This is a genomic window from Desulfovibrio piger, from assembly GCF_951793255.1.
In the GTDB taxonomy this organism is placed as follows: Bacteria; Desulfobacterota; Desulfovibrionia; order Desulfovibrionales; family Desulfovibrionaceae; genus Desulfovibrio.
The window spans coordinates 2,502,700-2,527,549 of record NZ_OX636706.1 but is presented as its reverse complement, the minus strand read 5'-3'; the positions used below and the strand labels follow the sequence as shown (position 1 = coordinate 2,527,549).

Below are 24,850 nucleotides of genomic sequence, written 5' to 3'. Positions count from 1 at the left end.
TGCGAGGGATGCGAGGGCCATCAGGATCTGACGGCGTCCGTTGTTGTACTTTTCCATGCTGTTCTCCTTTATGCTCAGCGGCCGGCGTACTGGCTGTCGGTAACAGGTTCCAGCCATTCCACGACCTTGCCGGGCTCTGTTTCTTCACAGATGGAGATATGCGTCATGGCACTGCCGGGAGCGGCGCCGTGCCAGTGCTTGACCTTGGCGGGGCAGATGACCACGTCCCCGGCCTTGATTTCCTGGATGGGCTTGCCCCATTCCTGGGTCAGGCCGACCCCGGCGGTGACGATGAGCACCTGTCCCACAGGATGGATATGCCAGTGGGAGCGGGCGCCGGGTTCAAAAGTGACGCTGCCGCCGCTGGAGCGCATGGCGTTGTTGGCGGCGTACAGGGGATCGATGCGCACGGTCCCGGTAAAAAAACGGGGGGAGCCCTTGATGGGCGTCTGCTGCCCGCAGCGGATGATCTCCTGGCCGGGCTCCCGGGCGGAGACGCTGGAGGGGGCGGTGGTGCAGACAGCGGCAAGCAGGCCGCCGCAAAGGGCGAGCAGGGAAACGAAACGTCGCATGACATGACCTCCTGTCAGGACAGGGAAACAAGATCGTAGCGGGCATGGCCCATGCCCAGGGTCTCCATATATTCCAGCTGGCGCAGGCCGCTGCAGCTTTCGATGCGTTCCACAAGATCGCGGCGCTGCTGTTCGGGCAGGGCGTAGACCATGTCCACCGAAGCCTGGTCCACGGCCAGCAGGTCGGTGGATGCCAGGATGCCGATATCCGGGGCGGTCGGTTCGGCGGCGCTGGTCCCCGCGCAGTCACAGTCCACGGACATACGGCGCAGGACATTGATGTACGCCATATGCCCCTTGAAATGGGTGGTGATGGCCTTGCCGCCCTCCACCATGCGCTCCATGAACAGCGGCCCTCCCGCCCACAGGTTGGTACCGTCGCTGTGCAGCTGCGCCTTGCCTGTCTTGCCGGAGGCGCAGCCGATGGCGATATTCTTGAGCGAACCGCCAAAACCGCCCATCACGTGGCCCTTGAAGTGGGTCAGCACCAGCATGGAATCATAGTTGAGCAGGTTCTTGCCCACGGCCACTTCCTTAAGGTGCCGCCCGCCGGGGATGGGCAGGGAGACTTCGCCGTCGGCATCCATGATGTCCACAGGGCAGAAAGTCCAGCCGTTGGTCCGCAGGGTCTCGCGGTGGCCTTCCGTGGTCTGGCGGGGGCTGGGGTAGAGGACGTTGCACTCCACGATGCTGCTCTTCGGGATGCGGGCTTGCAGGGCCCGCACCATGTCGCGCGGCAGGATGTTGGGGCCGTGGGGCTCACCGGTATGGAGCTTGATGGCGATGCGCCCCTGCAACGGGGCACAGACCCTTTCGTAGATGCGCAGCAGGCTCTCCGTGGTGATCTCGGGCGTGAAGTACACGGTGGCCTTATCCTCTGCGGGTCGGGCTTGCAGCGGCAGGCCGTGGACAGCCAGGGAGCCCAGGGCAAGGCTGCCCGCCTTGATGAACTGTCTCCGGTTCACGGACATGGCATTTCCTCCGTAGTTGGGTAGGGGACATCAGCGCGAGGCGAGCACCTTTCGGGCCACGGTGCGGGCCGCATCCGCCTCCTGCCTGCCGACACGGGCAGCCAGCAGGTCAAGGAAGCCCTCCAGCTCTTCCGGGCTCAGGCCGCAGTTCATGGCCCCTCCCATATGGAATTGCAGCTGGCCTCCCAGCCCGGGCAGGCTGGCCAGAGCGGCGATGGTGCACAGTTCGCGCGCTTTGCGGTCGAGCACGTCACGGGCGAAGATGTCCGCAAAAAGATGTTCCTTCAAAAAGGTATCGATGACCGGGGCAAAAGCCAGGACGCCGGACGGGGGCTGGATCTCCTTTTGTCCGGCTAGGTCGGCCCGGACACGGGCGCCGTACGCATCCCGGTCTAGGGTGGAGGGCAGGGGAGAGGCGGCTTTTCCTTCCACATCCGTGATGCCACGGGCACGGCGCTGCTCCAGGACTTCCATGAAGACCTGCAGCCCGTTCAGACTGCGGGGAAAGCCGACGTAGGCATACAGATGGGTCAGGACTTCCTTGATTTCATTGATGGTCAACCCGGCGTCCAGTGCCTGGCCCAGGGCAGGGCGCAGGCGTTCCAGATCACCATTGGCGGTGTAGGCGGACACGAGCACCATGCTCTGCTGCCGCCCGTCCAGTCCTTTGGCAGGACTGTTTCCCGCCTGGAGCAGCGGGAACAGGAACATCAGGATGACCAGAAGGGGAAGAAGGGATCTGCGTCGCATGGCAAGCTCCTTGAGGAAGATCATGGAACGAACCTAGCGCGGCCGCAGTGAGGGGGAAATATCAAATCGACGCTAAAAATTGTCCAATCGTCGCAAGGATGATCGAAAGGCAAAGAAGGAGTCAGGGAGGCATCCGGGTTGCGGCAGGATCCTGCTGTGCTTCTGCCCCTGTTGCCGGGAGGCATAAAAAAAGGGACGGCTGTCGCCGTCCCTGTGAAGATCATCGGCCTGATGCGGCTAGACGTTGAACAGGAAGTGCATGACGTCGCCGTCCTGCACCACGTATTCCTTGCCTTCCACGCGCAGCACGCCGTCGGAGCGGCAGGCGGCTTCGCTTTCGTGGCTCATGTAGTCGGCGTAGGAGATGACTTCGGCGCGGATGAAGCCGCGTTCGAAGTCGGTGTGGATGACACCGGCAGCCTGGGGAGCCTTCCAGCCCTTGTGGATGGTCCAGGCGCGCACTTCGTCGGGACCGGCGGTGAAGTAGCTGCACAGGCCCAGCGTATCGTAGCCGGTACGGATGATGCGCACCAGGCCGCTTTCCGAGATGCCGTAGGAGGAGAGCATCTCGGCCTGTTCCTCGGCGGAAAGGCCCTGCAGCTCTTCTTCCAGCTTGGCGCAGATGCAGGCGAAACCGGAATGGCGTTCTTCGGCCAGCTGCTGCACGCGGGCCACAAAGTCGTTGCCGTCGGCCACGGCGGCTTCGTCCACGTTGGCGCAGTAGATGACGGGCTTGGCGGTCAGCAGGCCCAGTTCACGCCAGGACTGGAGGAAGGTCTCGTTGTCGGGCAGTTCGAAGGAGCGGGCGCCGTTACCGGCATTGAGGTGCTCCAGCAGGCCCTGCATGATCTCTGCGGCGGCCTTGGCGTCCTTGCTGCCCTTGGCCATCTTCTGCAGCTTTTCCAGGCGGCGTTCCACGCTCTGCAGGTCGGCCAGCAAAAGTTCGGTCTCGATGGTATCGATGTCGCGCAGGGGATCCACGCTGCCGTCCACATGGGTGATGTTCTCATCCTCGAAGCAGCGCACCACTTCCACGATGGCGGCGCATTCGCGGATGTTGCCCAGGAACTGGTTGCCCAGGCCTTCGCCCTTGCTGGCGCCGCGCACCAGACCGGCGATGTCGATGAAGTCCACGCTGGCGTGGATGGTCTTCTTGGGCGAGACCTTGGCCGAAAGCGCGTCCACGCGCTCGTCGGGCACGGCCACGGTGGCCTTGTTGGGTTCGATGGTACAGAAAGGATAGTTGGCGGCCTGCGCGTTCTGAGCCTTGGTCAGGGCGTTGAACAGGGTGGATTTCCCCACGTTGGGCAGACCCACAATGCCGATGCTGAGGGACATGGCCTCTCCTTGCGGGCTTGGAAGTTCAGGGCCATGCGCCGGTGGCGCAGGCGGAAAAAAGGCGCAGGAGCGCCCGGAACATGTCGTTGGAATGGGGAGTTTATAGGCAAAAGCCGTACGGCTGGCAAGTGCGGCGGCAGCGGAAGGCCGCATGGGCCGCGCTGGAGATGGACAGCCTGCCCCGGCGTGCGGCATGATTCGGTGTCCTGGATGCGGGGGATGGCGCCGCCATGTTTCCGGCCCCTACAGGACTTGGCTTGCCTGCTGAAATAGCATAAGACACTGGCGGCACTTTTGTTGCAAACCAATTTTTTCGAGGTCTGCCATGCAGGAAAAACGTATCAGCCGGGGTATCAGGCTGGGTAAGCTGGCCATCGGCGGCGGCGCGCCGGTGATGGTGCAGAGCATGACCAATACCGATACCCGTGACGTGGAAGCCACGCTGGCCCAGATCGACCGCCTTGTGCGCCGCGGTTGCGAAGTGGTGCGCGTGGCCGTGCCCGACATGACGGCGGCCAAGGCCTTGCGGGCCCTGCGTGACGGTTCGCCCGTGCCCCTCATCGCGGACATCCATTTCGACTACCGTCTGGCGCTGGCTGCCCTGGAAGCCGGACTGGAGGGGCTGCGCATCAATCCCGGCAACATCGGGCCCCGCGAGCATGTGGATCGCGTGGTGGATGCCGCCAAGGCCAACGGCGCTGTCATCCGGGTGGGCGTCAATTCCGGTTCCGTGGAAAAGCATCTGCTGCAGAAGTACGGCGGCCCCTGCGTTGAGGCCATGGTGGAGAGCGCGCTCAGCCATGTGCGCATGCTGGAGGACCGGGGCTTCTACGATACCAAGATCTCCCTCAAGTCCTCTTCGGTGCTCGATACCATTGCGGCCTACCGCCTGCTGGCCAAATCCTGCGACTATCCGCTGCACATCGGCGTCACCGAGGCGGGCGGGCTCATGCGCGGCACGGTCAAGTCCGCTGTGGGCCTGGGTATTTTGCTGCACGAGGGCATCGGCGACACCCTGCGCGTCTCGCTCACGGCCGATCCTGCCGAGGAAGTGACCGTGGCCTGGGAGATCCTGCGGGCCTTAGGGCTGCGCCGTCGCGGGCCGGAGATCATCTCCTGTCCCACCTGCGGGCGCACGGAGATTGACCTCTTCGGTCTGGCGCGTGCCGTAGAGGATGCGCTGGCCGAATCCACGGCGGACATCAAGGTCGCGGTCATGGGCTGTGTGGTCAACGGTCCCGGTGAGGCCCGCGAGGCCGATCTGGGCGTGGCCGGCGGCCGCGACAAAGGCATCATTTTCCGCAAGGGGGAAGTCATCCGTTCCGTCAAGGGACAGGACGCCCTGCTCGCGGCTTTTATGGAAGAACTTCAACGACTGCTTAAAGAAAAGGAAACTCACTGATGCGTTTCAGCTCCACCTACATCCCCACGCTCAAGGAATCCCCTTCCGAAGCGGAAGTGGTCAGCCACAAGCTGCTGCTGCGCGCCGGCATGGTCCGCAAGCTCACCTCCGGCGTGTACATCTACCTGCCTCTGGGCCTGAAGGCCCTGGAAAACGTGCAGCGCGTGGTGCGCGAGGAAATGGACGCCGCCGGTTTCTCCGAGCTGCTCATGCCCATGGTCATCCCCGGCGACCTCTGGAAAGAGACCGGCCGCTGGGAGTACTACGGCAAGGAGCTGCTGCGCTTCAAGGACCGCAACGACCGCGATTACTGCCTTGGCCCCACGCATGAGGAAGTCATCACCGACCTGGTGCGCGGCGAAGTGCGCTCCTACCGCCAGCTGCCCGTGCGTCTGTACCAGATCCAGACCAAGTTCCGCGACGAGATCCGTCCCCGCTTCGGCCTGATGCGCGGCCGTGAATTCGTCATGAAGGACGCCTATTCCTTCGATTCCAGCGATGCCGGTGCCGACGAAAGCTACAAGCTGATGTACGACGCCTACTGCCGCATCTTCAAGCGTCTGGGCCTGCGCTTCCGCGCCGTGGAAGCCGACACCGGCTCCATCGGCGGCAATTTCTCGCACGAGTTCATGGTGCTGGCCGATACCGGCGAAGACACCATCGCCGCCTGCACCGAATGCAGCTACGCCGCCAACGTGGAACGCGCCGAAGTGGTCTGGAACGGCACCCCCTGCACCGAGACCTGCGCCCCCTACGAAAAGGTCGCCACGCCTGCGGCCCACACCGTGGAAGAAGTGAGCGCCATGCTCAAGGTGGCTCCTTCGCAGGTGGTCAAGACCATGCTCTTCGTGGTGGACGGCAAGACCGTGGCCGTGCTGGTGCGCGGCGACCGCGAAGTCAACGACATCAAGCTCAAGAACCTGCTCAACGCCACCACCGTGGAACTGGCTCCGGCCGCCGTGGTGGAAAAGGTCACGGCCGCGCCTCTGGGCTTTGCCGGTCCCGTGGGCCTGGATGTGCCCATCTACGCCGACCTCGAGCTGCAGGGTGCCACCGATTACGTGGTGGGCGCCAACGCCGCTGACGCGCATCTGGTGCATGTGGACCTGCGCCGCGACGTGAAGGTCACGGCCTACGCCGACCTGCGCTGCATCACCCTGAGCGACCCCTGCCCGCGCTGCGGCGGCGCCATCGAGCTGCCCAAGGGCATCGAAGTGGGCCACATCTTCAAGCTGGGCACCAAGTACAGCGACGCCATGCATGCCGTGTATCTGGACGAGAACGGCAAGGAAAACGTCATGATCATGGGCTGCTACGGCATCGGCATCTCCCGCGTGGTGGCCTCCGCCATCGAACAGAACCACGACGAGCACGGCATCATCTTCCCGCCCACCGTGGCTCCTGTGGAATGCATCCTGCTCAACCTCGACCCCGGCAAGGAAGAAGTCCGCGCCAAGGCCGAAGAGATCTACGCCATGCTGTGCAAGGCCGGTGTGACCGTGCTGCTGGACGACCGCGAAGAGCGCCCCGGCGTCAAGTTCAAGGATGCCGACCTCATCGGTGCGCCCATGCAGCTGGTGCTGGGCGGCAAGGGCCTGTCCCGCGGCGTGCTGGAATGCAAGGACCGTCGTACGGGCGAAAAGGGCGAACTGCCCGTGGATGCCCTGGAAACCGCGCTGCCCCAGTGGATGGAAGGCGTGCGCAAGGCCTGGGCCGAGCGCCGCGCCTAGGACGGCTGACAGCGGAGCCCCTGCATGCCCGCTGCGTGTGAACAAGAGCGCATCCTGTCCGTCACTGAACTGACGGACAGGATGCGTCGTACTCTGGAGGGGACCTTCCCCTTCGTCTGGGTCCGGGGCGAGATAGGCGAACTGTCTTTCCCCGGATCCGGGCATATCTATTTTACCCTCAAGGATGCCGGTGCCCAGCTGCAATGCGTCTGGTTCCGGGACCGCCAGATGCGCGGCCGGAACTTCGACCCCCTGACCGGCGAGATCTTCGCCGAGCCCCGGCCGGATCCCGTACGTCTGCTGCGGCAGGGCTCCGAATTGTTCTGTGCCGGGCAGATCAGTGTCTACGGGCCGCGCGGCCGATACCAGCTGATCGTGGAACTGGTGCAGGCCGGGGGGCAGGGCCTGCTGGCCCAGGCCTTCGAGGAGCGCAAACAGGCGCTGGCTGCCCGCGGTTTTTTTGCCGCGGAGCGCAAACGTCCTCTGCCTGCCAGTCCCAGCCGCGTGGCGCTGGTGACGTCACCTGCCGGGGCTGCCATCCATGACTTCATGGAACTGGCCTCCGTGCGAGGCCTGGGGGCCGAAGTGCGCCTGTTCCCGGTGAGGGTGCAGGGGGAGGGCGCTGCCGGGCAGATCTGCCGGGCCCTGGACGAGATCAACCGCCAGGGCTGGGCACAGGTCGCGGTGATCATCCGGGGCGGCGGTTCGCTGGAAGACCTTTGGTGCTTCAACGAGGAAGACGTGGCGACCGCCATTTTTTCCTCAAAAATCCCGGTGCTGGCCGGTATCGGCCATGAAGTGGACGTGACCCTGGCCGACATGACGGCCGACGTTCGTGCGGCTACCCCTTCCCACGCGGCCCAGCTGCTCTGGCCCTTGCGGCGCGAATACTGGCAGCGCCTGGACGAGCTTTCTCTGGCGCTGGAGCGCGCACGCCAGGGGTGGCTGCAACGGCAGGAAGACCGGCTCCAGCGTTGCGAGCGCGGCCTGCGCCTGTGTTCGCCCGCCCGTCGTCTTGAGGGGGCGGGGCAGCAATGGCAGCAGTGGCGGCAGCGTTTGCTCCAGGCCGGGGAACGCCTGGTGCGGGATCGTGAGCGCAGCCTGCAGCACAGCCAGGAGCGTTTGCGGGCCCTCACGGGGCCGGGACGGCTGGCACATCTGCAGCAGCGTCTTGCCCTGCTGGAACAAAAGCTTGGCAATGCCGTGCATCTGATGGTGCGCGGTCGTGAGCAGGCCGTGCGGGATTGCACGCGTGAGCTGGCGCGTCTGGGGCAGGAGCGTGTCTCGCATCGCGGGCACGGGCTGGAATGTCTGGAACTGCGTCTGGCGGCCTGCAATCCGCTGGCTCCGCTGGGGCGCGGCTATGCCGTGGTACGCACGGACGAAGGGCGCGTGCTGTCTTCGACCGGGCAGAGCAGCACCGGGCAGGACGTGCGCATCCTGTTACAGGACGGGGAGCTGGAAGCCAGGATCACCGCGGTGCATCCTCATGACGGACAGGGAGGGGAGCATGCCTGAACAGTCTTCTTTTTTCCAACGGCCGGTAAGCGGCATCCTGGGGGCAGCGGTCCTGTTCCTGCTGTGGTCTTTCCCGGCCATGACGGCCATGCATCTGGACGTTCCCGCACGGGCGGCCCGCGGCGACGCCATCCGCGTACAGGTCTCCGGTGACGGACCTGCACGTCCCGTGACCGTCTTTTGGCTGGAGCGTGAGCATGTCATGGCGGCACAGCCGTCAGGGAGCGGCTGGCAGGCGGAGTTCCTGCTGCCTGTCCCGCTGGACAGCAGCGCCAAAAGCCTTGACCTGAAAACGCGGACGCAGGACGGACAGCAGGCGGAGGCCCGCGTGGCCCTGTTCGACAAAAAGCGTCCGGTGCAGGCCCTGCGGGTGGACAAAAAATATGTGGATCCCCCGGCAGAGGTGCGGGAGCGCATCCGCAGGGACCGGGAGAAGGCCGGCAAGGCCCTGGACAACTACAGCCCGGAACGTTTGTGGACGGCCCCTTTTGCGCGGCCTGTGCCGGGGAGCGTTTCCAGCAAGTTCGGACTCAAGCGGGTCTTCAATGACCAGCCGCGCGGCGTGCATCGCGGGCTCGACCTGCGCGGTGCGGAAGGGACGCCCATCCTGGCCTGCGCCGACGGCCGGGTCGTGCTGGCCGACGATTTGTATTTTTCCGGCAATGCCGTATATATTGACCACGGGCAGGGAGTGTTCACTTCTTACCTGCACATGTCCCGTATCCTTGTCCGGCCGGGCGATGTGGTCCGGCGTGGCCAGGTCATCGGCAAAGTTGGGTCCACGGGACGGGTCACGGGGCCGCATCTGCATCTTTCCCTGATCGTCCTGGGACAGGCGGTGGACCCGGAACCTCTGCTGGAAGCGCGTCCCGCTGCCCGGAGATGATGAAGCATGAAAGCCAGAACGAGCAAGAAGAACCTGACCTTTGAGGAGCGCATGGCGCGCCTGCAGGAGATCGTGGAAGCCCTGGAGAACGGGCAGCCGTCGCTGGAAGAGGGGATGGCCCTGTATCAGGAAGGCATGGAATGTTCCCTGCAATGCCGGCGCCAGCTGGAGCAGGCCCGGCAGCAGCTGACGGTCTGGCAGGAAGGACAGGGCCGGGCGTTCCGGCCGGAAGAAAATATGGAAGATCCCCTGCAACAGAGTGTGGAGCAACGATGATGATGTCTACAGAAGCCATGAAATCCCTGCTGAAAGAACGCGGGAAGCTGGTGGAAAGCTATCTGGCGACCTGTCTTGACGGGCAGGAGATGCCGCCCCGGTTGCGGGAATCCATGCTGTACAGCCTGCAGGCGGGCGGCAAGCGTCTGCGCCCTGTCCTGTGCCTGAGCTGTGCCGCCCTGTGCGGCCTGAAGCCGGAGGACGTGTTGCCCTTCGCCTCCGCCATCGAGATGGTCCATACCTATTCCCTGATCCATGACGATTTGCCCGCCATGGATGACGACGATTTGCGCCGCGGCAAGCCCTCCAACCACAAGGCATTCGACGAGGCCACGGCCATCCTGGCCGGGGATGCCCTGCTGACGGATGCCTTTGCCCATATGTGCCGGGTGGAGCTGCCCGCCGGTCAGGTGCTGCGGGCCGTGGCGGAATTTGCCCGTGCCGCCGGTTCGTCCGGCATGGTGGGCGGACAGGAATGGGACATGCTCTACACCGGCCTGCCGCCCGTGAGCATGGCGGAGCTGCGCCGCATGCATGCCATGAAGACCGGGGCCCTGCTGCGGGCCTCCTGCGTGTGCGGTGCGCTGCTGGCCGGTGCTGCGGACGATGTGTGCGAGCGCATCGGCCGTTACGGTGCCGCGCTGGGGGTGGCTTTCCAGATCGCGGACGACATACTGGACGTCGTTTCCGACACGGCCACCCTGGGCAAGCCCGCCGGCAGCGATGCCGAACAGGGCAAGAACACCTATCCTGCGCTGGTGGGGCTTGACGAAAGCCGCCGCCTGGCCCGCGAACAGGCGGATGCCGCCTGCGCCGCGCTGGCCGGTTTCAGCGGTCCCGAAGCCGAATTCCTGCGCGCCCTTGCCGAGTACACCATCACGAGAGCGGCCTGAGAAATGACGGAAAACACTGCACAGTCCCTGCTGGACAGCCTGACCTCACCGAAACAGGTGATGGATCTTTCTGACGAACAGCTCCCGCTGCTGGCTGCGGAGCTGCGCAAGCGCATCATCGATGTGGTGTCCAAGAACGGCGGGCATCTGGCTCCCTCGCTGGGGGTCGTGGAACTGACCCTGGCCCTGCTGCATACCTTCAACATGGAGCAGGACAAGATCGTCTGGGACGTAGGGCATCAGGCCTATGCCTACAAGCTGCTGACCGGACGCGCTTCCCAGTTCCACACCCTGCGTACCCTGGGGGGCCTCGCGGGCTTCCCGCGCCGTAGCGAGAGCCCCTATGACCGCTTTGGGGTAGGGCATTCCTCTACTTCCATCTCGGCTGCCCTTGGCATGGCCATGGCCCGCGATCTGGCCGGCGGCAAGGAACATGTGCTGGCCGTCATCGGTGACGGCTCCCTGACGGCAGGCGAGGCCTTTGAAGGCCTGAACCTGGCCGGGCATATGGGCCGGCGGCTCATCGTGGTGCTCAACGACAACGAGATCTCCATCTCGCCCAATGTGGGGGCCCTGTCCCTGTTCCTGAGCCGTACGCTGTCCCGGCGCTGGGTGCGGCAGACGCGCAAGGATGTGCTCCAGCTTTTGCGCTCCATCCCCCGCATCGGCCAGAAGCTGGCCCTGTATGCCATGCGCGGCGAATGGAGTTTCAAGTCCTTTTTCACGCCCGGCATGCTGTTCGAGGCTTTCCGCTTCACCTATATCGGGCCCGTGGACGGGCACGACCTGCCCGCCCTGTGCCGTCATTTGCAGATGGCGGCAGCCGTGGAAGACGGACCGGTGCTGCTGCATGTGCGCACCTGCAAGGGCAAGGGCTATGCCCCGGCGGAGAAAGACCCCACGCATTTCCATGGTGTGGGCCACTTTGAGCCGGAAACGGGCCTGCTCATCCCCAGCAGCAACAAAACGCCTTCCTTTACCGGCATCTTCGGCAAGACCCTGGTCGAGCTGGCGGAAAAAGACGACCGTCTGCTGGCCATCACTGCAGCCATGCCCGAAGGCACCGGGACGAACCTTTTTGAAGAGCGCTTCCCGGAACGCTTCGTGGACGTGGGTATCTGCGAACAGCACGCCGTCACCTTTGCCGCCGGTCTGGCGGCCAGCGGTTTCCATCCCGTGGTGGCCATCTATTCCACCTTTTTGCAGCGGGCCTATGACCAGATCGTCCATGACGTCTGTCTGCAGAAACTGCCCGTGACCTTCTGTGTGGACAGGGCCGGTCTGGTGGGCGAGGACGGGGCCACGCATCATGGTGTCTTCGATATCGCCTACTTGCGCCATATCCCCGAGATGACCCTGCTGGCGCCCCGTGACGAGAACATGTTGCGTCATTGTCTGCTGACGGCCACCACGGCCGGTGGGCCCTGCGCCGTACGCTATCCGCGCGGTGCCGGCATGGGGGTCCCGCTGGATGCCGAACTGCGCCTGCTGCCTTCTGCTCAGGGCGAGATCATGCAGGAAGGGGAACGGGTGGCCATCGTGGCCGTGGGCAACCGTGTGCGCCCGGCTCTGGAAGCCGCGGCAGCCATCGAAAAAGAGTTCGGCTTCCGGCCGCTGGTCTTCGATCCCATCTGGCTCAAGCCGCTGCCTGCGGCGCAACTGGCCGAGATCGCCCGCACGTTCGACCGTATCGTCTTTGTGGAAGAAGGCTGCCTGGCAGGCGGTTTTGCCTCGGCCGTGCTGGAGCGCTGGGCCGATGACGGCCTGCTGCGCAGCCAGCGCATCCGCCGTCTGGGTATCGGCGATGCCTTCGTGGAACACGGTTCCCAGGCCCAGTTGCGCGAGCTGGTGGGCCTGCGGGCACCGGATATCATCCGGGCTGTGCGGGAACTGATCCTGAAGGACTGAGCCTTTTATGGCATCAACGAAAAAAGAGGAGCGTACCTTGCCGGTACGCTCTTTTTTTATGTCTGCGGTGGAAAAGGAGGTCGGACGTGAGGCTTGGGGATGGAGAAGCCCGGACATATGCCGTTTCGGCAGAAGGAGGGAACGGTGTACGTACTGCCGTTGAGGGAAGATGTGCCGGGCGGAAGACGGGTTCCTGTGCGGGAGGCAAGCAGGTCACGCTGTTGCCATCAGCGCGTGGCGCAATTCCTCAGCTTTTCCGAACAGTCTGCCGTTTTTCGACGTAAAAGCGGATGCAGCCCCCCTTGAGATGGGCCATGATACTGCCGGGCAGCTGAAAGGTGGTACCACCCCGGCCTTCCTGCCAGGCCTGATCCAGGGCCAGCAGCGTGGCGGAACGGGCCTGGCCGCCGGAGAGCCGGGCCAGCCGGGCCACGGCCCGGTGGTAAAGACGCAGCCGCAGAGCCGCATGCGTCTCCCGCAACAGTGCGCGGGGCAGGGTGATGCTGCCGGGCGCCTCCTGCCAGGGCGTGCGGGCAAGATGGTGTTCCAGCTCCAGCTGCCAGTACTCCCCGTCGATACCTGCCAGTTCCCAGAGATTGAGGCAGCTGTCCTCAAGGCGGGGGTTCTCCTGCCGCAGGAGAGGGAGGAGGGTATGCCGCAGGCGGTTGCGGGTATAGCGGGTGTCCGCATTGCTGGCGTCTTCCCGCCAGAGGATGCCGCAGCAGTGCAGCAGCTCTTTCAGGGCATGCTTGTCCGTGCGGAGCAGGGGACGCAGCAGATGCCGTTCCGCGTCCTCGGCCCGCATGCCGCCCAGTGCCGGCCAGCCGGTACCGCGCAGAAAGCGGAGCATCTGGTCTTCGGCCACATCGCTCCGGTGATGTCCCAGCAGGATGGCTGTAGCGCCGCATGCCTGCCGGGCTTGCTCCAGCAGGGCATAGCGCGCCCGCCGGGCCGCTTCTTCCGTACCCAGCCCCTCCTGTCGTGCCAGCCGGGGCACATCCGCCGTCAGGATGCGGCAGGGGATGCGCCAGCCCCGGCAGAGCCCGGCCACGAAGGCGGCATCTTCGGCGGATTCCGGCCGCAGCTGATGGTCCACTGTCGCCACATGCAGCTGCCAGTCATGCTGGGGGGCCAGCAGGGCCATGATGCATAAAAGGGCTGTCGAATCCGCGCCGCCGGAAACGGCCAGCAACCAGGCATCGCCATCAGCCATCTTCAGGTTGTGACGACAAAAGCGCTCCACATCCAGGCACAGGCGGGCCAGCCGGGAAGGGAGCGCTTGCAGTTCGGGGACGGGGATCATGCCGCAGGGCATTCCGTTTAGTTGGGGATCTTGAGTTCTTTCAGGGTATCCGTGATGTAGTCCATCATGTGCCGCTGCAGTTCGGGCGACGCATAGGCCACGCATTCACAGCGGATGCGGCCCCGGGCGCGCACCAGCAGCTCCAGACGCAGGCTGGTCTCTTCGCATTCCAGCGCCATGACATAGGGGCCGCACTGGCTTTCGTGTTCCTTCTGCACGGCGCTGAGCATATGGGCAGGGATGGGCAGCCAGTAGATGCCGTCCAGACCGGCGCCCAGATCCATGGCATCCAGATGTTCGCACAGACGCTTGGTCTCTTCGGCACGCAGGTCATCGATGAGGAAATAGCGCATTATTCGTGCTCTCCGTTGTTCCGGGCACTACAGGTACAGCCCTGGTCAAGGTTGAAGATGCGGCGCATGAGGCTGATGCGCGGCGCACTGCCTTCCTGCGACATGGTGCCGCGCTTGAGGAACATGATGGGATCGTGGTTCAGTTTGCGGACCAGAGCCAGCGCCATGACCTCGATGGCCTCGCGCGTGGCGTCGTCCACATGGCCCAGACGCTTCAGGGTACGGGCCACTTCTTCATGGGCGGCGTTCTCGCCGTGCTGGATGAGGTCCACGATGGTGGGCTGCACGTCCAGGCTGCACAGCCACTGCCGGAAAATGTCCACTTCCTCGTCCACGATCTCGGCGGCTTTCTGGGCCTCGTCGCGACGGGTGGCCAGGTTCTCTTCCACCACTTCCTTGAGGTCGTCGATATCGTAAAGGTAGACGTTGTCCAGGCCGTTGACGTCGGGGTCGATGTCGCGGGGGACGGCGATGTCGATGAAGAACATGGGCCGGTTCTTGCGCGCCTTGAGCACGCCGCGGATATCGCGGGCACGGATGACGGGATCCGGCGAACCGGTGGACGTGATGATGATGTCCACCTCCGTCAGATGGGAGGCCAGGGATTCAAAAGGCAGGGCCCGGCCATTGAACTGGCGTGCCAGTTCCTCACCGCGCGAGAACGTACGGTTGGCCACCAGGATCTCGTCCACACCGGCCTGGAGCAGGTGGGTGGCGGCCAGTTCGGCCATCTCACCGGCGCCCACCAGCATGGCCTTGTGGTGCTGCATCTCGCCGAAGATGCGCTTGGCCAGTTCCACGGCGGCATAGCTGATGGACACGGCGCTGGAGGCCACGGCGGTCTCGGTGCGCACGCGTTTGGCCACGGAGAACGCCTTGTGCAGCAGGCGGTTGAGGATCACGCCGGTGGCGTGGCAGGCGGCCGCCTTGCGGTAGGCGCTCTTGAGCTGCCCCAGGATCTGGGGCTCGCCCAAGATCATGGAATCCAGGCTGGAAGCCACGGAGAACAGGTGCCGCACGGCATCCATGTTCTTGTAGATGTAGACATAGGGCCGGAGCTCTTCGGGGTCGGTACCGCGTGCGGTGGCCCAGCGTTCCAGGATACGGCCCGCCACATCGCCATGACCGGTGGCAAGCAGTTCCACACGGTTGCAGGTGGAAAGGATCATGGCTTCACCGATGACGTCGTCACACGGCAGGGCCCAGTTTTCCCGGCTGCAAAAATCCACAAGGGCGAAACGTTCGCGCACGTCCACACCGGCGGTGCGATGGTTCAGGCCAACAAGTACGATATCACAATCCATATCAACGTCGGTGGATTAAGGTTTGATGAAGGAATGATGCGTTTCCATCAGGGTATTGACGACCACGATGGAGAAAAGGCTCAGACCGAAGACCAGCACCATCAGGCGGGCAGGTTTGCGGCCGCGCCAGCCGGTGGCCAGACGGCCGTGGAACACATAGGCCATGAGCAGCCAGACGATGATGCTGACCACTTCCTTGGGGTCACCGGTAAAGGTGGCGCCGTAGACGGGCTTGGCCCAGAACAGGCCGGAGACCACACCCAGCGTGTACAGCGGGAACGAGGCCGCCACGCCGAAGGCGTTGATCTTGTCCAGCAGGGAGAGGGCCGGCATGTCCTGCCAGAACCCTTCCATGCGCTGCTTGCTCTTGATGCGCCGTTCCAGGAACAGGAACAGGGAGCTGGCGGCAAAGGCCAGGGTCATGAGGCCCATGCTGAGGAACAGCGCCCCCACGTGCAGGGCGTAGAAAGAGCCCTTGAGCTGGGGAGGCACCTGCACCACGGCAGAAAGGTACGGGGCGGAAACGGCGAACAGGATGAGGGCCAGCGGCGTGGCCAGCAGGAGCAGGGCTTCCTGCTTGTAGCGCAGACGGCTGACAAGGCCGCACAGCAGGACGAACCAGGCCAGCATCTGCAGATAGCCGCCAAGGCTCAGGCCCGTGGGCATGGTCTTGTGGAAGCCGAGCAGGAGGGAAAACGTCTGGCAGACGAATCCCAGCCCCGCCAGCCAGCAGCCCAGCCGCCGCCAGAAGGCATTGCGCAGCAGCATGCCGGCCAGACCGGCCACAGTGGCAGCGCCGTAACAACACAGGGTCAGTAGGGTGGAGGTCTCAGGCGATAACATCAAGCAACTCCGGGATGCGGTCGTGCAGCTTTGGCGGCAGCAGGGCCTGCAGACAGCGCAGGCACGCCTGCCGGTCGCCCTGTTGCAGATGATCCTGCAGGGGCGACTGGGCCAGAGCGCGGAACAGGGCCGTATTGTGCCCTGTCTCGTCGTGCAAGGCAAGGACCATGGGACGCAACCGTCCCATCAGACGGACCATTTTCTGGCGGGCCTCCAGCCAGGTCGTCAGCTCGCCCTTCCAGCGCCGGGAAAGGGCCGGGCTGGCGCCGCCGGTGGAAAGGGCCAGCGCCATGCTGCCGGAGCGGGCCACGGCGGGCACGATGAACGAGCCTTCCGCCGGGGCATCGATACAGTTGCACAGGATATGGCGTTCCCGGCAGAGGAGGGCGATATGCCTGTTGACCTCGGCATTGCCCGTGGCGGCGAAGACAAGCTGACGACCGTCCAGATCTTCGTCACGGAAGGGCCGCTGCTCGAAACGGACGCAGGGCTGCTCCAGCAGCGGACGCAGCTCTGCGGCAGGGGCTTCCATGTCCAGGGCCAGGATCGAGGCCGGTGCGCAATGCAGCAGGCCCTGCAGTTTGCGACTGCCGACGCCCCCCAGACCGGCTACAAGGCAGTGCAGGCCGCTCAGGTCCAGAAAAAGGGGATAGAAATTTTTTTCAGGCGATTCGTGAGGCATGGGCAACGTTCCTGATAGCGGCCCGGACGCACGACAGCCAGCATGCCTCCCAGGAATGGCGGCACACTGGCTGTCGTATCGGCTAAAGCCGGATCAGTTCCATAAAGTAGGGCAGGGTGAAGCCCATGGACAGCAGCAGGCCGATCACAAGGGCAGGCTTCTGGCGCAGCGGAGTGGCGCTGCGCGCGACCAAGGTCCAGAGCAGGGCGGGCACAAGCCAGAGCAGCACGCGGAGGCTCTGGAAGATGGCATCCTGCTGCATGAACACACCGGTGGTCTGCCAGGTCTGCCAGATCTCCAGCCCGCTGGATGCCACCAGCAGCAGCCAGAGCAGGGCCCAGGCATTGCGGGCCCAGCGCGTGCACCAGGGGACCATGGTATTGTAATAGTCCCGGCCAAAGTCATCGGCCTTGCGGCGCAGGAGCAGCCACACGGCGCCAAAGCCGCCGGCAAGGGCAAAGATCAGGGGCAGGGTATAGCACAGGGCGCTCAGGTAAGCCTGACCGAACTGGGGCGTGAACAGCTGCGGGATGGTGATGCTGCTGGCCTCAGGCAGGGAAAGGGCATTGTACAGGCGGGTGACGGCCATGACGCCCACACAGGTCATCAGGCCCTGCAGGAAGGCGATGGCGCCCAGGACGATGTGCAGTACGGGATAATTGGCCAGGAATTTCCAGAGCATGAAGTAGCAGCAGGAAACGATGGCCGCAAAACCGAACATCATCCAGGTGGCTTCGCTGAGCAGGACGATGATGCTGTAGGAGTCGAAACCGTCCAGCGCCATGATGAGCCACAAACGCCCCCCCAACAGCATGAGCCAGCCCAGCAGCATGCTCAGGCAGGCCAGCTGCCGCGCACATTTGTTGTAAGCGGAACGCTTGCGCCGCAGGGCTATGATCTCGCCGCAGATGGCGATGAAGGTAAGGCCGAAATAGGCATAGAGCAGGGCAAAGGGCACAATGATGCTCCCCATGTCCAGCCCTGTCTGCAGCAGCGGATTGTCAGCGATGAAGGCGCGCACGCTCTCTAAAAAGTTCCCCATTGTTCCTCCAAAGATTCACCGGATCCCGGTTCTCCGGCAGGGAGACGCCGAGTTCGTGTTGGTTGTGCCTCAAAAATGGCTGTGCTGCAAGCAGCGCTTGCATTGCCGGAGCGCATCGGGCAGAAAAAAGACAGGAGTCTCCCATGAAAGCACATGCCCTTAGCCTGTCCTTTTTCCTTGCTGTCCTGCCTGCCCTGTCACATCCCGTAGCTGTTCCGGCCGCGGAAGCACAGCAATCGCAGGAAAGCTGGCAGCTGCCGTGGTCCGGGAGCAGCAGGCCCGTACATGCTTACCGTGGCCCTGTGCGTGAGGAGTTCTTGCAGTGTGATCAGGGGCAGTGCCCCCTGCCTGTCCATGATGGCGCCGCCCCTGCTGACGGCACGGCCGGAGGCCCGCCCCCGGCCGTGGAGCCTGGGCCCTCATCCCGTCAAAATGAGGCTGCGGTGCGGGATGATGCTGCAGAAGTGACGGGGCAGTCTGTTGCAAAAGGGCAGGAGGTGCATGCAGGTCACGAAAGCCCCTCCCGGGAAAAAACACCATCCGCGACCGCCGCGACCACCAGTCCCGCTGCTGCCGGGAAGGGCATGACGGCCAGGGCTAAGGATGCCCCCTCCGCACAGACGTCCTCCGCGGATACGTCCGAAAAACGGAAGCCTGTGACTTCTGCCGCCGCTTCCAGACCGGCAGCAGGTACGGCGTCCGGGGCCGCGCGTGCGGAAAAGCCTGCTGCGGTCAACGATGCAGCGCCTGCGCCCGGCACAGACAGCCCGTCCGGTACGGCAACGGCGGACACGTCCGCTCCCGTCACTGATGAAAAGGCCGCTTATCAGGCAGGGCTGGATCTTATATTGTCGGGCCGTCTGGACGAAGGCATGGCCCGTATGCAGGCCTTGCTGGAACAGCATCCTTCCGGGACCTATGCGGCCAATGCCGAGTACTGGCTGGGCGAGGCCCTGTCCAGCCAGGGCCGGAACGAAGAGGCCCTGACGCATTTCCGAAATGTGGAGGCCCGGTATCCCAGGCACCATAAAAATGCCGATGCCCTGTTGCGTACCGGGATGATCCTGAAGCAGCAGGGAGATACGGCAGGCGCCGGCAAGGCTTTCCGGCAGGTGGTGCAGCGTTTCCCTTCGTCCGCAGCGGCTGATCTCATTCGCAAAAAAGGACTGGTGCGGCCATGACGGATCAGGCTCCCGCAGCTCCCTTGTCTGCCCGCTGGATCGATATGGATGACCGCGCCCGGCGTGAATACTGGGCCGGTCTTGCCCTGCGCCATTGCCGCGGGTTGGGGGCCCGTTCCTGCTGCCGGCTGCTCCGCCATTTCGGTTCGGCCTTCGCAGCGCTGGAAGGCAGGGAAAGATGGGCCGATGCCGGGGTGGACAAAGGCAAGGCCGCCGAACTCTCCACAGGCTCATGGCGGGTCACGGCCCGGGCGGAATGGGATGCCGTCCGTGATTTGGACGCTGTCGTCGTCCAGTGGCATGAAGCCGCTTATCCGGCCCTGCTGCGTACACTGCCCGACGCCCCTGTTTTGCTGTACTGCCTGGGGGATCTTTCTCTGCTGGCCAATCCGGCCGTGGCCGTCATCGGCTCGCGCAAGGCCACGCCCCGGGGGCAGGCCCTGGCCGGACATATGGCGGGAGCCTTTGCTTCCTGGGGCATCACGGTGGTCTCGGGCATGGCCTGGGGCATCGACAAGGCGGCGCATGAAGCCGCGCTGGGCAGGACAGGGAGCAGCATCGCCGTCCTGGGGACGGGCATAGATGTCCCGTATCCCCGGGCCAATACCCGTTTATATGACAGGATGGCGGCAAAGGGCCTGCTGGTCTCCGAATTTGCTCCCGGCACACCGGCCCTGCGGGAAAATTTTCCTGTCCGCAACCGCATCATCAGCGGTCTTTCTCTGGGCGTGGTCGTGGTGGAGGCCGCCAGCCGTTCCGGGACCCTCATCACCTCGCGTCTGGCGCTGGAGCAGGGGCGGGAAGTCTATGCCGTACCGGGAGCGGCCCTGTCCGGTCAGAGCCTCGGCTGCCAGGAGCTTGTCCGGCAGGGGGCCAAGCCGGTGTTCGCGCCGGAAGATGTGCTGGAAGACCTTGCCGGCCCATTGCGTGACTTTGGCGTGCAGGCCGACCATCTGACACGGGAAGCCGCAGAACGTCGCCGCCGGGCTGAAGCCGAGGGCACGGGGCTGTCCCGTACGCTTTTTGCCTGCATGCCGCCGGAGACGGACACGCCGCCAAAGGCCGACTCCGGCAACGGGGAAGAGAGGCCGACGCAAGGAGCCGGGGATACGGACACAGTTGCCGCGTCTCCGGCACAGGATACTATCATCCCGCTGCTGCGGGAGCAGGGCCCTTTGCATGTGGATGCCCTGGGGGCCGCCCTGGGACGCAGCCCCGCAGAGCTGGCGCCGGTGCTGCTGGGACTGGAGATAATGGGACGCATCCGGCGCTTGCCGGGCGCACGCTACGAGGCCGTATAGATGGGACGACACATAGAAAAGGATACGGTGGAAGAGGAGCTCGATCCCCGCACTACTCTGGAGATCGAAGCTTTCCTGGCCTGTCTGGACGTGCAGCGGGGCCTTTCGCCTACGACGCAGATCGCCTACGGGACGGACCTGCGCCAGCTGGCCCTTTTCCTCGCACAGCGCGGCGCCAGCCTTGCCCGTCCGGCCGAGGTGAGCAAAAAGCATATCCAGGCCTGGCTGGCCCGTCTGTACGCGCTGGGAGAGGCTAAAAGCTCCATGGCCCGCAAGCTCGCGGCGGCACGGACGTTCTTCCGTTATCAGCAGCGCATGGGACGCACGGAGAACAATGTGGCGGCCCAGGTGCGCAATCCCAAACAGGAGCAGCGCCACCCCCGCGTCCTTAATGTGGATCAGGCCTTTGCCGTGCTGGATACTCCCGATGCCCTGGCCGTGTCCGGTTCTCCCCGCATCCCGCCTGCCACCGGCGATGCCCTGGCGGCCCGGGATCATGCTCTGGCGGAGCTGTTGTACGGATCAGGCCTGCGCATCTCCGAAGCCCTGGGGCTCGATGTGACGGATTTGCGGCTGGAAGAGGGTGTTGCCCGAGTTTTCGGCAAGGGGGCCCGCGAGCGCATGTCACCGTTGTCGGATACGTCCGTGACGGCATTGCGGGCCTGGCTCGAGCAGCGGGGGACGCTGGCTCCCGAACATGAGAAAGCCCTGTTCGTGGGCGCGCGGGGCGGCCGCCTCGACCGCCGTGAAGCCATGCGCCGCATAGAAAGGCTGTGCCGTAACGCGGGCGTGGAGCCCGTCTCTCCCCACGCCTTGCGGCACTCGTTCGCGACCCATCTGCTGGATGCCGGTGCCGATCTGCGCAGTGTGCAGGAGTTGCTGGGGCACCAGCGTTTGACGACCACGCAGCGCTATACGCGGGTCAGTCTGGAGCGGCTGATGCACCTGTATGATGAGGCGCATCCGAGGGCACAGAAAAAATAAAAAAATCACAAGTTCGTCATAAAAATAAAATATAAATAAAAAATGAATAGTTAAATATTGTTTTGCAGGAAAACGAGTCAGGTTTTTTTTTATGGGGGGCTTGGCAAGCCCCAGGTCTTGTGCTAAAGGTAACAAGCGTAAGGCAACTTACACACGTAACTGTGCAACGAAATTCCCAAAGAGGAGATATACCATGGCTGCACTCGTTCTTGGTCACATGAACCCCGATACCGACAGCATCATTTCCGCCATCGCCGCTGCTGACCTGTACAGCAAGCGTGGCTTTGAAGTCACCCCCGCCGCCCAGGGTGCTCCTACCCCTGAGACCGAATTCGTGCTGAAGAAGTTCGGCCTGACCGCTCCTCAGGTTGTGGAAGATGTGGCCGGTAAGGACCTGTACCTGGTCGACTACTCTGACCTGGCCCAGGCCCCCAAGGGCATGGACTCCGCCACCGTGCTGGGTATCGTTGACCACCACAAGCTGGGCGATGTGACCACCTCCAGCCCGCTGGAAGCCTGGATCTGGCCCGTGGGCTGCACCGGCACCGTGCTGAAAAACATGTACGACTTCTACGGTGTGGAACTGCCCAAAGCCATCGCCGGTGGCCTGCTGTGCGCCATCCTGTCCGACACCGTGATGTTCAAGTCCCCCACCTGTACCGAAGCTGACAAGAAGGCCGTGGAAGCCCTGGCCAAGGTCGCCGGCGTGGAAGACGTCATGGCCCTCGGTATGGAAATGTTCACCGTGAAGAGCGCTGTTGACGGCGCCTCCATGTCCGACCTGGTCTTCCGTGACTACAAGGACTTCGACATGAACGGCAACAAGGTCGGTATCGGCCAGCTGGAAGTCGTCGACCTGTCCATCCTCGACAAGGTGAAAGACGGCCTGAAAGCCGAAATCGCCAAGGTCAAGGGCGAAGGCCGCCACAGCGTGTTCCTGCTGCTGACCGACATCATGAAGGAAGGCTCTGAAATGCTGATCGTCTCCGACGATCCCGCCGTGGTCGAAAAGGCCTTCGGCGTGAAGCCCGACGGCGACAGCGTGTGGCTGCCCGGCGTGATGAGCCGCAAAAAGCAGGTCGTGCCCAACTTTGAAAAGGCCTTCAAATAAGGTTTTTGCTCAAAGCTGATATGGGGCCGCTCCTTCGGGGGCGGCCCTTTTTGTTTGGCCAAAGCATAACGAGCTACTGTACTGGGCAGGCAAAAGCTCAGGAGCAGTTCAAGGAGCTTGAGCAGGTAAAGACTGTTTGCCCTGCAGGCTGCTCCTTTCCCGTTTGAAAAATATATCCTCTTGTAGCTGCTGGATGGACTCCCTGCAACTATTGTCACTGCTCCACAGAGGGAAAAGGTCCTCCTGGCTCAAATATGGATCAGTCCTTCAGGCAACAGCACAAGCATGGCACGGCAGCGGCGGCTCTGAAGCGAAGCCGGTTCCCATAGCCCGGTGCTCATGGACGATGTCTCAGGCAGCGGGAAAAAGAGGCACAAGTACCATGAGGGCGTCGGGAAGGTCGGCTATCTTTCGTCTCGATGGGGACAGTAGGGGAAGAGGGCAGGCATAGTGGCAGGGAAAGGGGTACAAAGGAATTTCCCTGTATGCGTTGGACGGCGTCATTGCCTGCCGGGAAGCGAAAAAGCGGCCTGCCCTCCCAAAAGAGCAGACCGCTTTTTGCATATGCTTACGGCGCAAAGAGCGGGATAACGGACGCAGCTCCGGGCTTTTCCGGCGTCTGTGTCGTTTCGCTCCGGCCGCAGAGTTATTTATTGGGGAACAGTTCCCGGGCCTTTTCCGCGAAACGGCGGCCGAAGATTTCGAAATCGGCCTTGCATTCCTCATAATGGTTGCCCACGGCATCCAGAGCCACAGGACCCAGATGGATGTAGGGCTTGCCGTGGGCAGCGCCGCCGGAATAGACCAGCATGCCCTTGACCAGCATATGAGGCAGCAGGGTCATGATGGCCACATCGGCACCGCCCTGGGCATAGTGGGCGGTGGCGAAGACCCCGCCCAGCTTGCCGGCCAGCTTGATACCGCGGGAACCTTCATCGAACCACTGCTTCATCTGCCAGCAGGTATTGGCCAGGTACGTGGGCGTCCCGAAAATGACGCCGGCGCACTGGTCGATGTAGTCGGCATCCATGGCTTCTTCCACGGAAAAGAAGCGGGTCTCGCCGCCAGCAGCAGCCAGACCGCGGGCGATGACTTCGGCCATCTCACGGGTATGGCCGGTCTTGCTGTAATAGATGATGGCAAATTTCATGTTCTGGATCTCCTTCAGGCAGCAGCCATAAACAGGTTGCCTGCCGGTTTACATCTGTCCCAGCATGCGCGGCACGAAGGTCGAAAGATCAGGGAAGATGATGATGACCACCAGGGCCAGCAGGGAGGCAAAAATCAGCGGCAGGGCCGCCTTGCTGATGCGTTCCATGCTGATGCCGCTGATATTGGCGCCTACATACAGGTTCACGGCCACGGGCGGCGTCACCTGCCCCACAGCCAGGTTGACTGTCATCATGATGCCGAACCAGACGGGGTCCCAGTTGAAGTGGGCCATGATGGGCAGCATGAAGGGCAGGAAAACGTAATAGATGGAAATGGCATCCAGCAGCATGCCCGCCAGCAGCAGGATGATGTTGATCATCAGCAGGACGACCCACTGGTTGTCCGAAACAGCCAGAAGCACGGCGGAGCCTTTTTCCACCAGGCCCACAGTGGAGGCCACCCAGGAGAAGAGGCCCGCACAGGTCACCACCAGCATGACTACGGCCGTGGCCCGGATGCTGGCCGCGAAGATCTCGACCAGGATGCTGATGCTGTTGATGGTGCGGTAGATGAACACCCCCACGAACAGGCCGTAAAAAACGGCCACGGCCGCGGCTTCCGTGGGCGTGAACACGCCGCCGTAGATGCCGCCCAGGATGACCACAGGCGTCATGACCCCCCAGAAGGCTTCTTTCAGGGCGGTACCCACGCTCTTGCCGCTGGGCTGGCCCCTGTATCCCCGCTTGCGGGAGATGATGAGCACGGCCGCCATGATGAACAGGGCCACCACGATGCCCGGCACGAAACCGGCGGCAAAGAGGGCGGGCACGGAAACATCGGCCACGCTGCCGTACACGATGAAGGCGATGCTGGGCGGGATGACGATGGCAAGGCCGGAGGTGACGGAAACGGTGGCCGCGGCAAAGGCCTTGTCATACCCGGCCCTGGCCATGCCGGGGATAAGGATAAGGCCCAGGGCCGCCACGGTGGCAGGTCCCGAACCGCTGACAGCGCCCCAGAATGTGGCCACTGCAACAGTGGCCACCGCCAGGCCGCCGGTCATGGAGCCCACAAGAGCTTCCATCAGGGCCACGATGCGTGCGGCGATGCCGGAACGTTCCATGATATAGCCGGCAAGGATGAAGAAGGGGATGGCCAGGAGGGGGAATTTGGCTATGCCTGCAAAAAAGTTGTAGGAAAGCATGCTGAAGCCCAGGTCCCATTGCCAGACGACGACCAGGGCAGAAAAGCCCAGGGCCAGCGCGATGGGCACACGCAGGATCAGCGGGATGGCAAACAGGACCAGCAGCCAGAAAGCCGGATCGTGCAGCAAGGATGTGGTTTCCACAC

Annotated in this window: 23 protein-coding genes; 11 read left to right on the top strand and 12 right to left on the bottom strand. The window is 63.7% G+C overall.

The window, feature by feature from the left end; translation table 11 throughout:
- Positions 1-74 precede the first annotated feature (74 nt).
- The 4 genes from Q4I12_RS11265 to ychF form a co-directional block, all read right to left on the bottom strand.
- Complete coding sequence (locus Q4I12_RS11265) at positions 75-572, bottom strand: (R)-mandelonitrile lyase (protein WP_302261596.1); 498 nt, start codon at positions 570-572, stop codon at positions 75-77.
- Positions 573-586: 14 nt separating this feature from the next.
- Positions 587-1,543 (bottom strand): DUF362 domain-containing protein, encoded by a 957-nt coding sequence (locus Q4I12_RS11260; RefSeq protein ID WP_302261595.1) that lies wholly within the window; start codon positions 1,541-1,543, stop codon positions 587-589.
- Positions 1,544-1,573: 30 nt separating this feature from the next.
- On the bottom strand, positions 1,574-2,293 hold the full coding sequence (locus tag Q4I12_RS11255; RefSeq protein WP_302261594.1) for a carboxymuconolactone decarboxylase family protein: 720 nt from the start codon (positions 2,291-2,293) through the stop codon (positions 1,574-1,576).
- A gap of 237 nt (positions 2,294-2,530) precedes the next feature.
- Positions 2,531-3,631, bottom strand: coding sequence for a redox-regulated ATPase YchF (gene ychF / locus Q4I12_RS11250; RefSeq protein WP_006005438.1), 1,101 nt, complete (start codon positions 3,629-3,631; stop codon positions 2,531-2,533).
- Between the two features lie 325 nt (positions 3,632-3,956).
- On the opposite strand from ychF, the gene ispG reads away from it, so the two are divergent.
- From ispG to dxs, 7 genes are read left to right on the top strand one after another with little or no spacing between them, the layout of a single operon-like run.
- Complete coding sequence (gene ispG / locus Q4I12_RS11245; RefSeq protein ID WP_302261593.1) at positions 3,957-5,033, top strand: flavodoxin-dependent (E)-4-hydroxy-3-methylbut-2-enyl-diphosphate synthase; 1,077 nt, start codon at positions 3,957-3,959, stop codon at positions 5,031-5,033.
- Complete coding sequence (locus tag Q4I12_RS11240) at positions 5,033-6,763, top strand: proline--tRNA ligase (protein WP_204673738.1); 1,731 nt, start codon at positions 5,033-5,035, stop codon at positions 6,761-6,763. The genes ispG and Q4I12_RS11240 overlap by 1 nt, the downstream gene beginning before the upstream one ends.
- Positions 6,764-6,787: 24 nt before the next feature.
- A complete protein-coding gene (xseA, locus tag Q4I12_RS11235) occupies positions 6,788-8,281 on the top strand; it encodes an exodeoxyribonuclease VII large subunit (protein WP_302261592.1) in 1,494 nt (497 codons plus the stop codon).
- Positions 8,274-9,167 carry a M23 family metallopeptidase gene (locus tag Q4I12_RS11230; protein ID WP_302261591.1) on the top strand — a complete coding sequence of 298 codons (894 nt, stop codon included), beginning with the start codon at positions 8,274-8,276 and terminating at the stop codon, positions 9,165-9,167. The genes xseA and Q4I12_RS11230 overlap by 8 nt, the downstream gene beginning before the upstream one ends.
- Positions 9,168-9,173: 6 nt before the next feature.
- A complete protein-coding gene (xseB, locus tag Q4I12_RS11225; protein WP_302261590.1) occupies positions 9,174-9,443 on the top strand; it encodes an exodeoxyribonuclease VII small subunit in 270 nt (89 codons plus the stop codon).
- A complete protein-coding gene (locus Q4I12_RS11220) occupies positions 9,443-10,336 on the top strand; it encodes a polyprenyl synthetase family protein (RefSeq protein WP_297139374.1) in 894 nt (297 codons plus the stop codon). The genes xseB and Q4I12_RS11220 overlap by 1 nt, the downstream gene beginning before the upstream one ends.
- A gap of 3 nt (positions 10,337-10,339) precedes the next feature.
- Positions 10,340-12,244: a 1-deoxy-D-xylulose-5-phosphate synthase gene (gene dxs, locus Q4I12_RS11215; protein WP_302261589.1), complete on the top strand. Its 1,905-nt coding sequence runs from the start codon at positions 10,340-10,342 to the stop codon at positions 12,242-12,244.
- A 247-nt stretch (positions 12,245-12,491) separates the two neighbouring features.
- On the opposite strand, the gene tilS is transcribed toward dxs, so the two are convergent.
- The 6 genes from tilS to Q4I12_RS11185 form a co-directional block, all read right to left on the bottom strand.
- A complete protein-coding gene (tilS, locus tag Q4I12_RS11210) occupies positions 12,492-13,547 on the bottom strand; it encodes a tRNA lysidine(34) synthetase TilS (protein WP_302261588.1) in 1,056 nt (351 codons plus the stop codon).
- A gap of 17 nt (positions 13,548-13,564) precedes the next feature.
- Positions 13,565-13,900 carry a hypothetical protein gene (locus tag Q4I12_RS11205; RefSeq protein WP_168935703.1) on the bottom strand — a complete coding sequence of 112 codons (336 nt, stop codon included), beginning with the start codon at positions 13,898-13,900 and terminating at the stop codon, positions 13,565-13,567.
- Positions 13,900-15,204, bottom strand: a complete 1,305-nt coding sequence (gene hemA / locus Q4I12_RS11200; protein ID WP_168935702.1) for a glutamyl-tRNA reductase — start codon at positions 15,202-15,204, stop codon at positions 13,900-13,902. Before hemA ends, Q4I12_RS11205 begins: the two co-directional genes overlap by 1 nt.
- 15 nt (positions 15,205-15,219) lie before the next feature.
- Positions 15,220-16,047, bottom strand: coding sequence for a cytochrome C assembly family protein (locus tag Q4I12_RS11195; RefSeq protein ID WP_006005466.1), 828 nt, complete (start codon positions 16,045-16,047; stop codon positions 15,220-15,222).
- Positions 16,034-16,729 carry a precorrin-2 dehydrogenase/sirohydrochlorin ferrochelatase family protein gene (locus Q4I12_RS11190; RefSeq protein ID WP_297139397.1) on the bottom strand — a complete coding sequence of 232 codons (696 nt, stop codon included), beginning with the start codon at positions 16,727-16,729 and terminating at the stop codon, positions 16,034-16,036. The genes Q4I12_RS11195 and Q4I12_RS11190 overlap by 14 nt, the downstream gene beginning before the upstream one ends.
- Positions 16,730-16,811: 82 nt before the next feature.
- Positions 16,812-17,771 (bottom strand): hypothetical protein, encoded by a 960-nt coding sequence (locus Q4I12_RS11185; RefSeq protein ID WP_168935699.1) that lies wholly within the window; start codon positions 17,769-17,771, stop codon positions 16,812-16,814.
- A 656-nt stretch (positions 17,772-18,427) separates the two neighbouring features.
- Between Q4I12_RS11185 and ybgF the strand changes: the two genes are divergently transcribed.
- The 4 genes from ybgF (at position 18,428) to Q4I12_RS11165 (ending at position 22,348) form a co-directional block, all read left to right on the top strand.
- Positions 18,428-18,952, top strand: a complete 525-nt coding sequence (ybgF, locus tag Q4I12_RS11180; RefSeq protein ID WP_297158915.1) for a tol-pal system protein YbgF — start codon at positions 18,428-18,430, stop codon at positions 18,950-18,952.
- Complete coding sequence (gene dprA, locus Q4I12_RS11175) at positions 18,949-20,253, top strand: DNA-processing protein DprA (RefSeq protein WP_302261587.1); 1,305 nt, start codon at positions 18,949-18,951, stop codon at positions 20,251-20,253. Before ybgF ends, dprA begins: the two co-directional genes overlap by 4 nt.
- Complete coding sequence (locus Q4I12_RS11170; RefSeq protein ID WP_302261586.1) at positions 20,254-21,237, top strand: tyrosine recombinase XerC; 984 nt, start codon at positions 20,254-20,256, stop codon at positions 21,235-21,237.
- 193 nt (positions 21,238-21,430) lie between these two features.
- Positions 21,431-22,348 (top strand): manganese-dependent inorganic pyrophosphatase, encoded by a 918-nt coding sequence (locus Q4I12_RS11165; RefSeq protein ID WP_040369259.1) that lies wholly within the window; start codon positions 21,431-21,433, stop codon positions 22,346-22,348.
- 646 nt (positions 22,349-22,994) lie between these two features.
- Here the strand turns inward: Q4I12_RS11165 and Q4I12_RS11160 are convergent.
- Together Q4I12_RS11160 and Q4I12_RS11155 are read right to left on the bottom strand one after the other, a co-directional pair.
- Complete coding sequence (locus Q4I12_RS11160; protein WP_204673749.1) at positions 22,995-23,498, bottom strand: flavodoxin family protein; 504 nt, start codon at positions 23,496-23,498, stop codon at positions 22,995-22,997.
- A gap of 48 nt (positions 23,499-23,546) precedes the next feature.
- Positions 23,547-24,848, bottom strand: a complete 1,302-nt coding sequence (locus tag Q4I12_RS11155) for a TRAP transporter large permease (protein ID WP_289616090.1) — start codon at positions 24,846-24,848, stop codon at positions 23,547-23,549.
- Between the last annotated feature and the right edge of the window lie 2 nt (positions 24,849-24,850).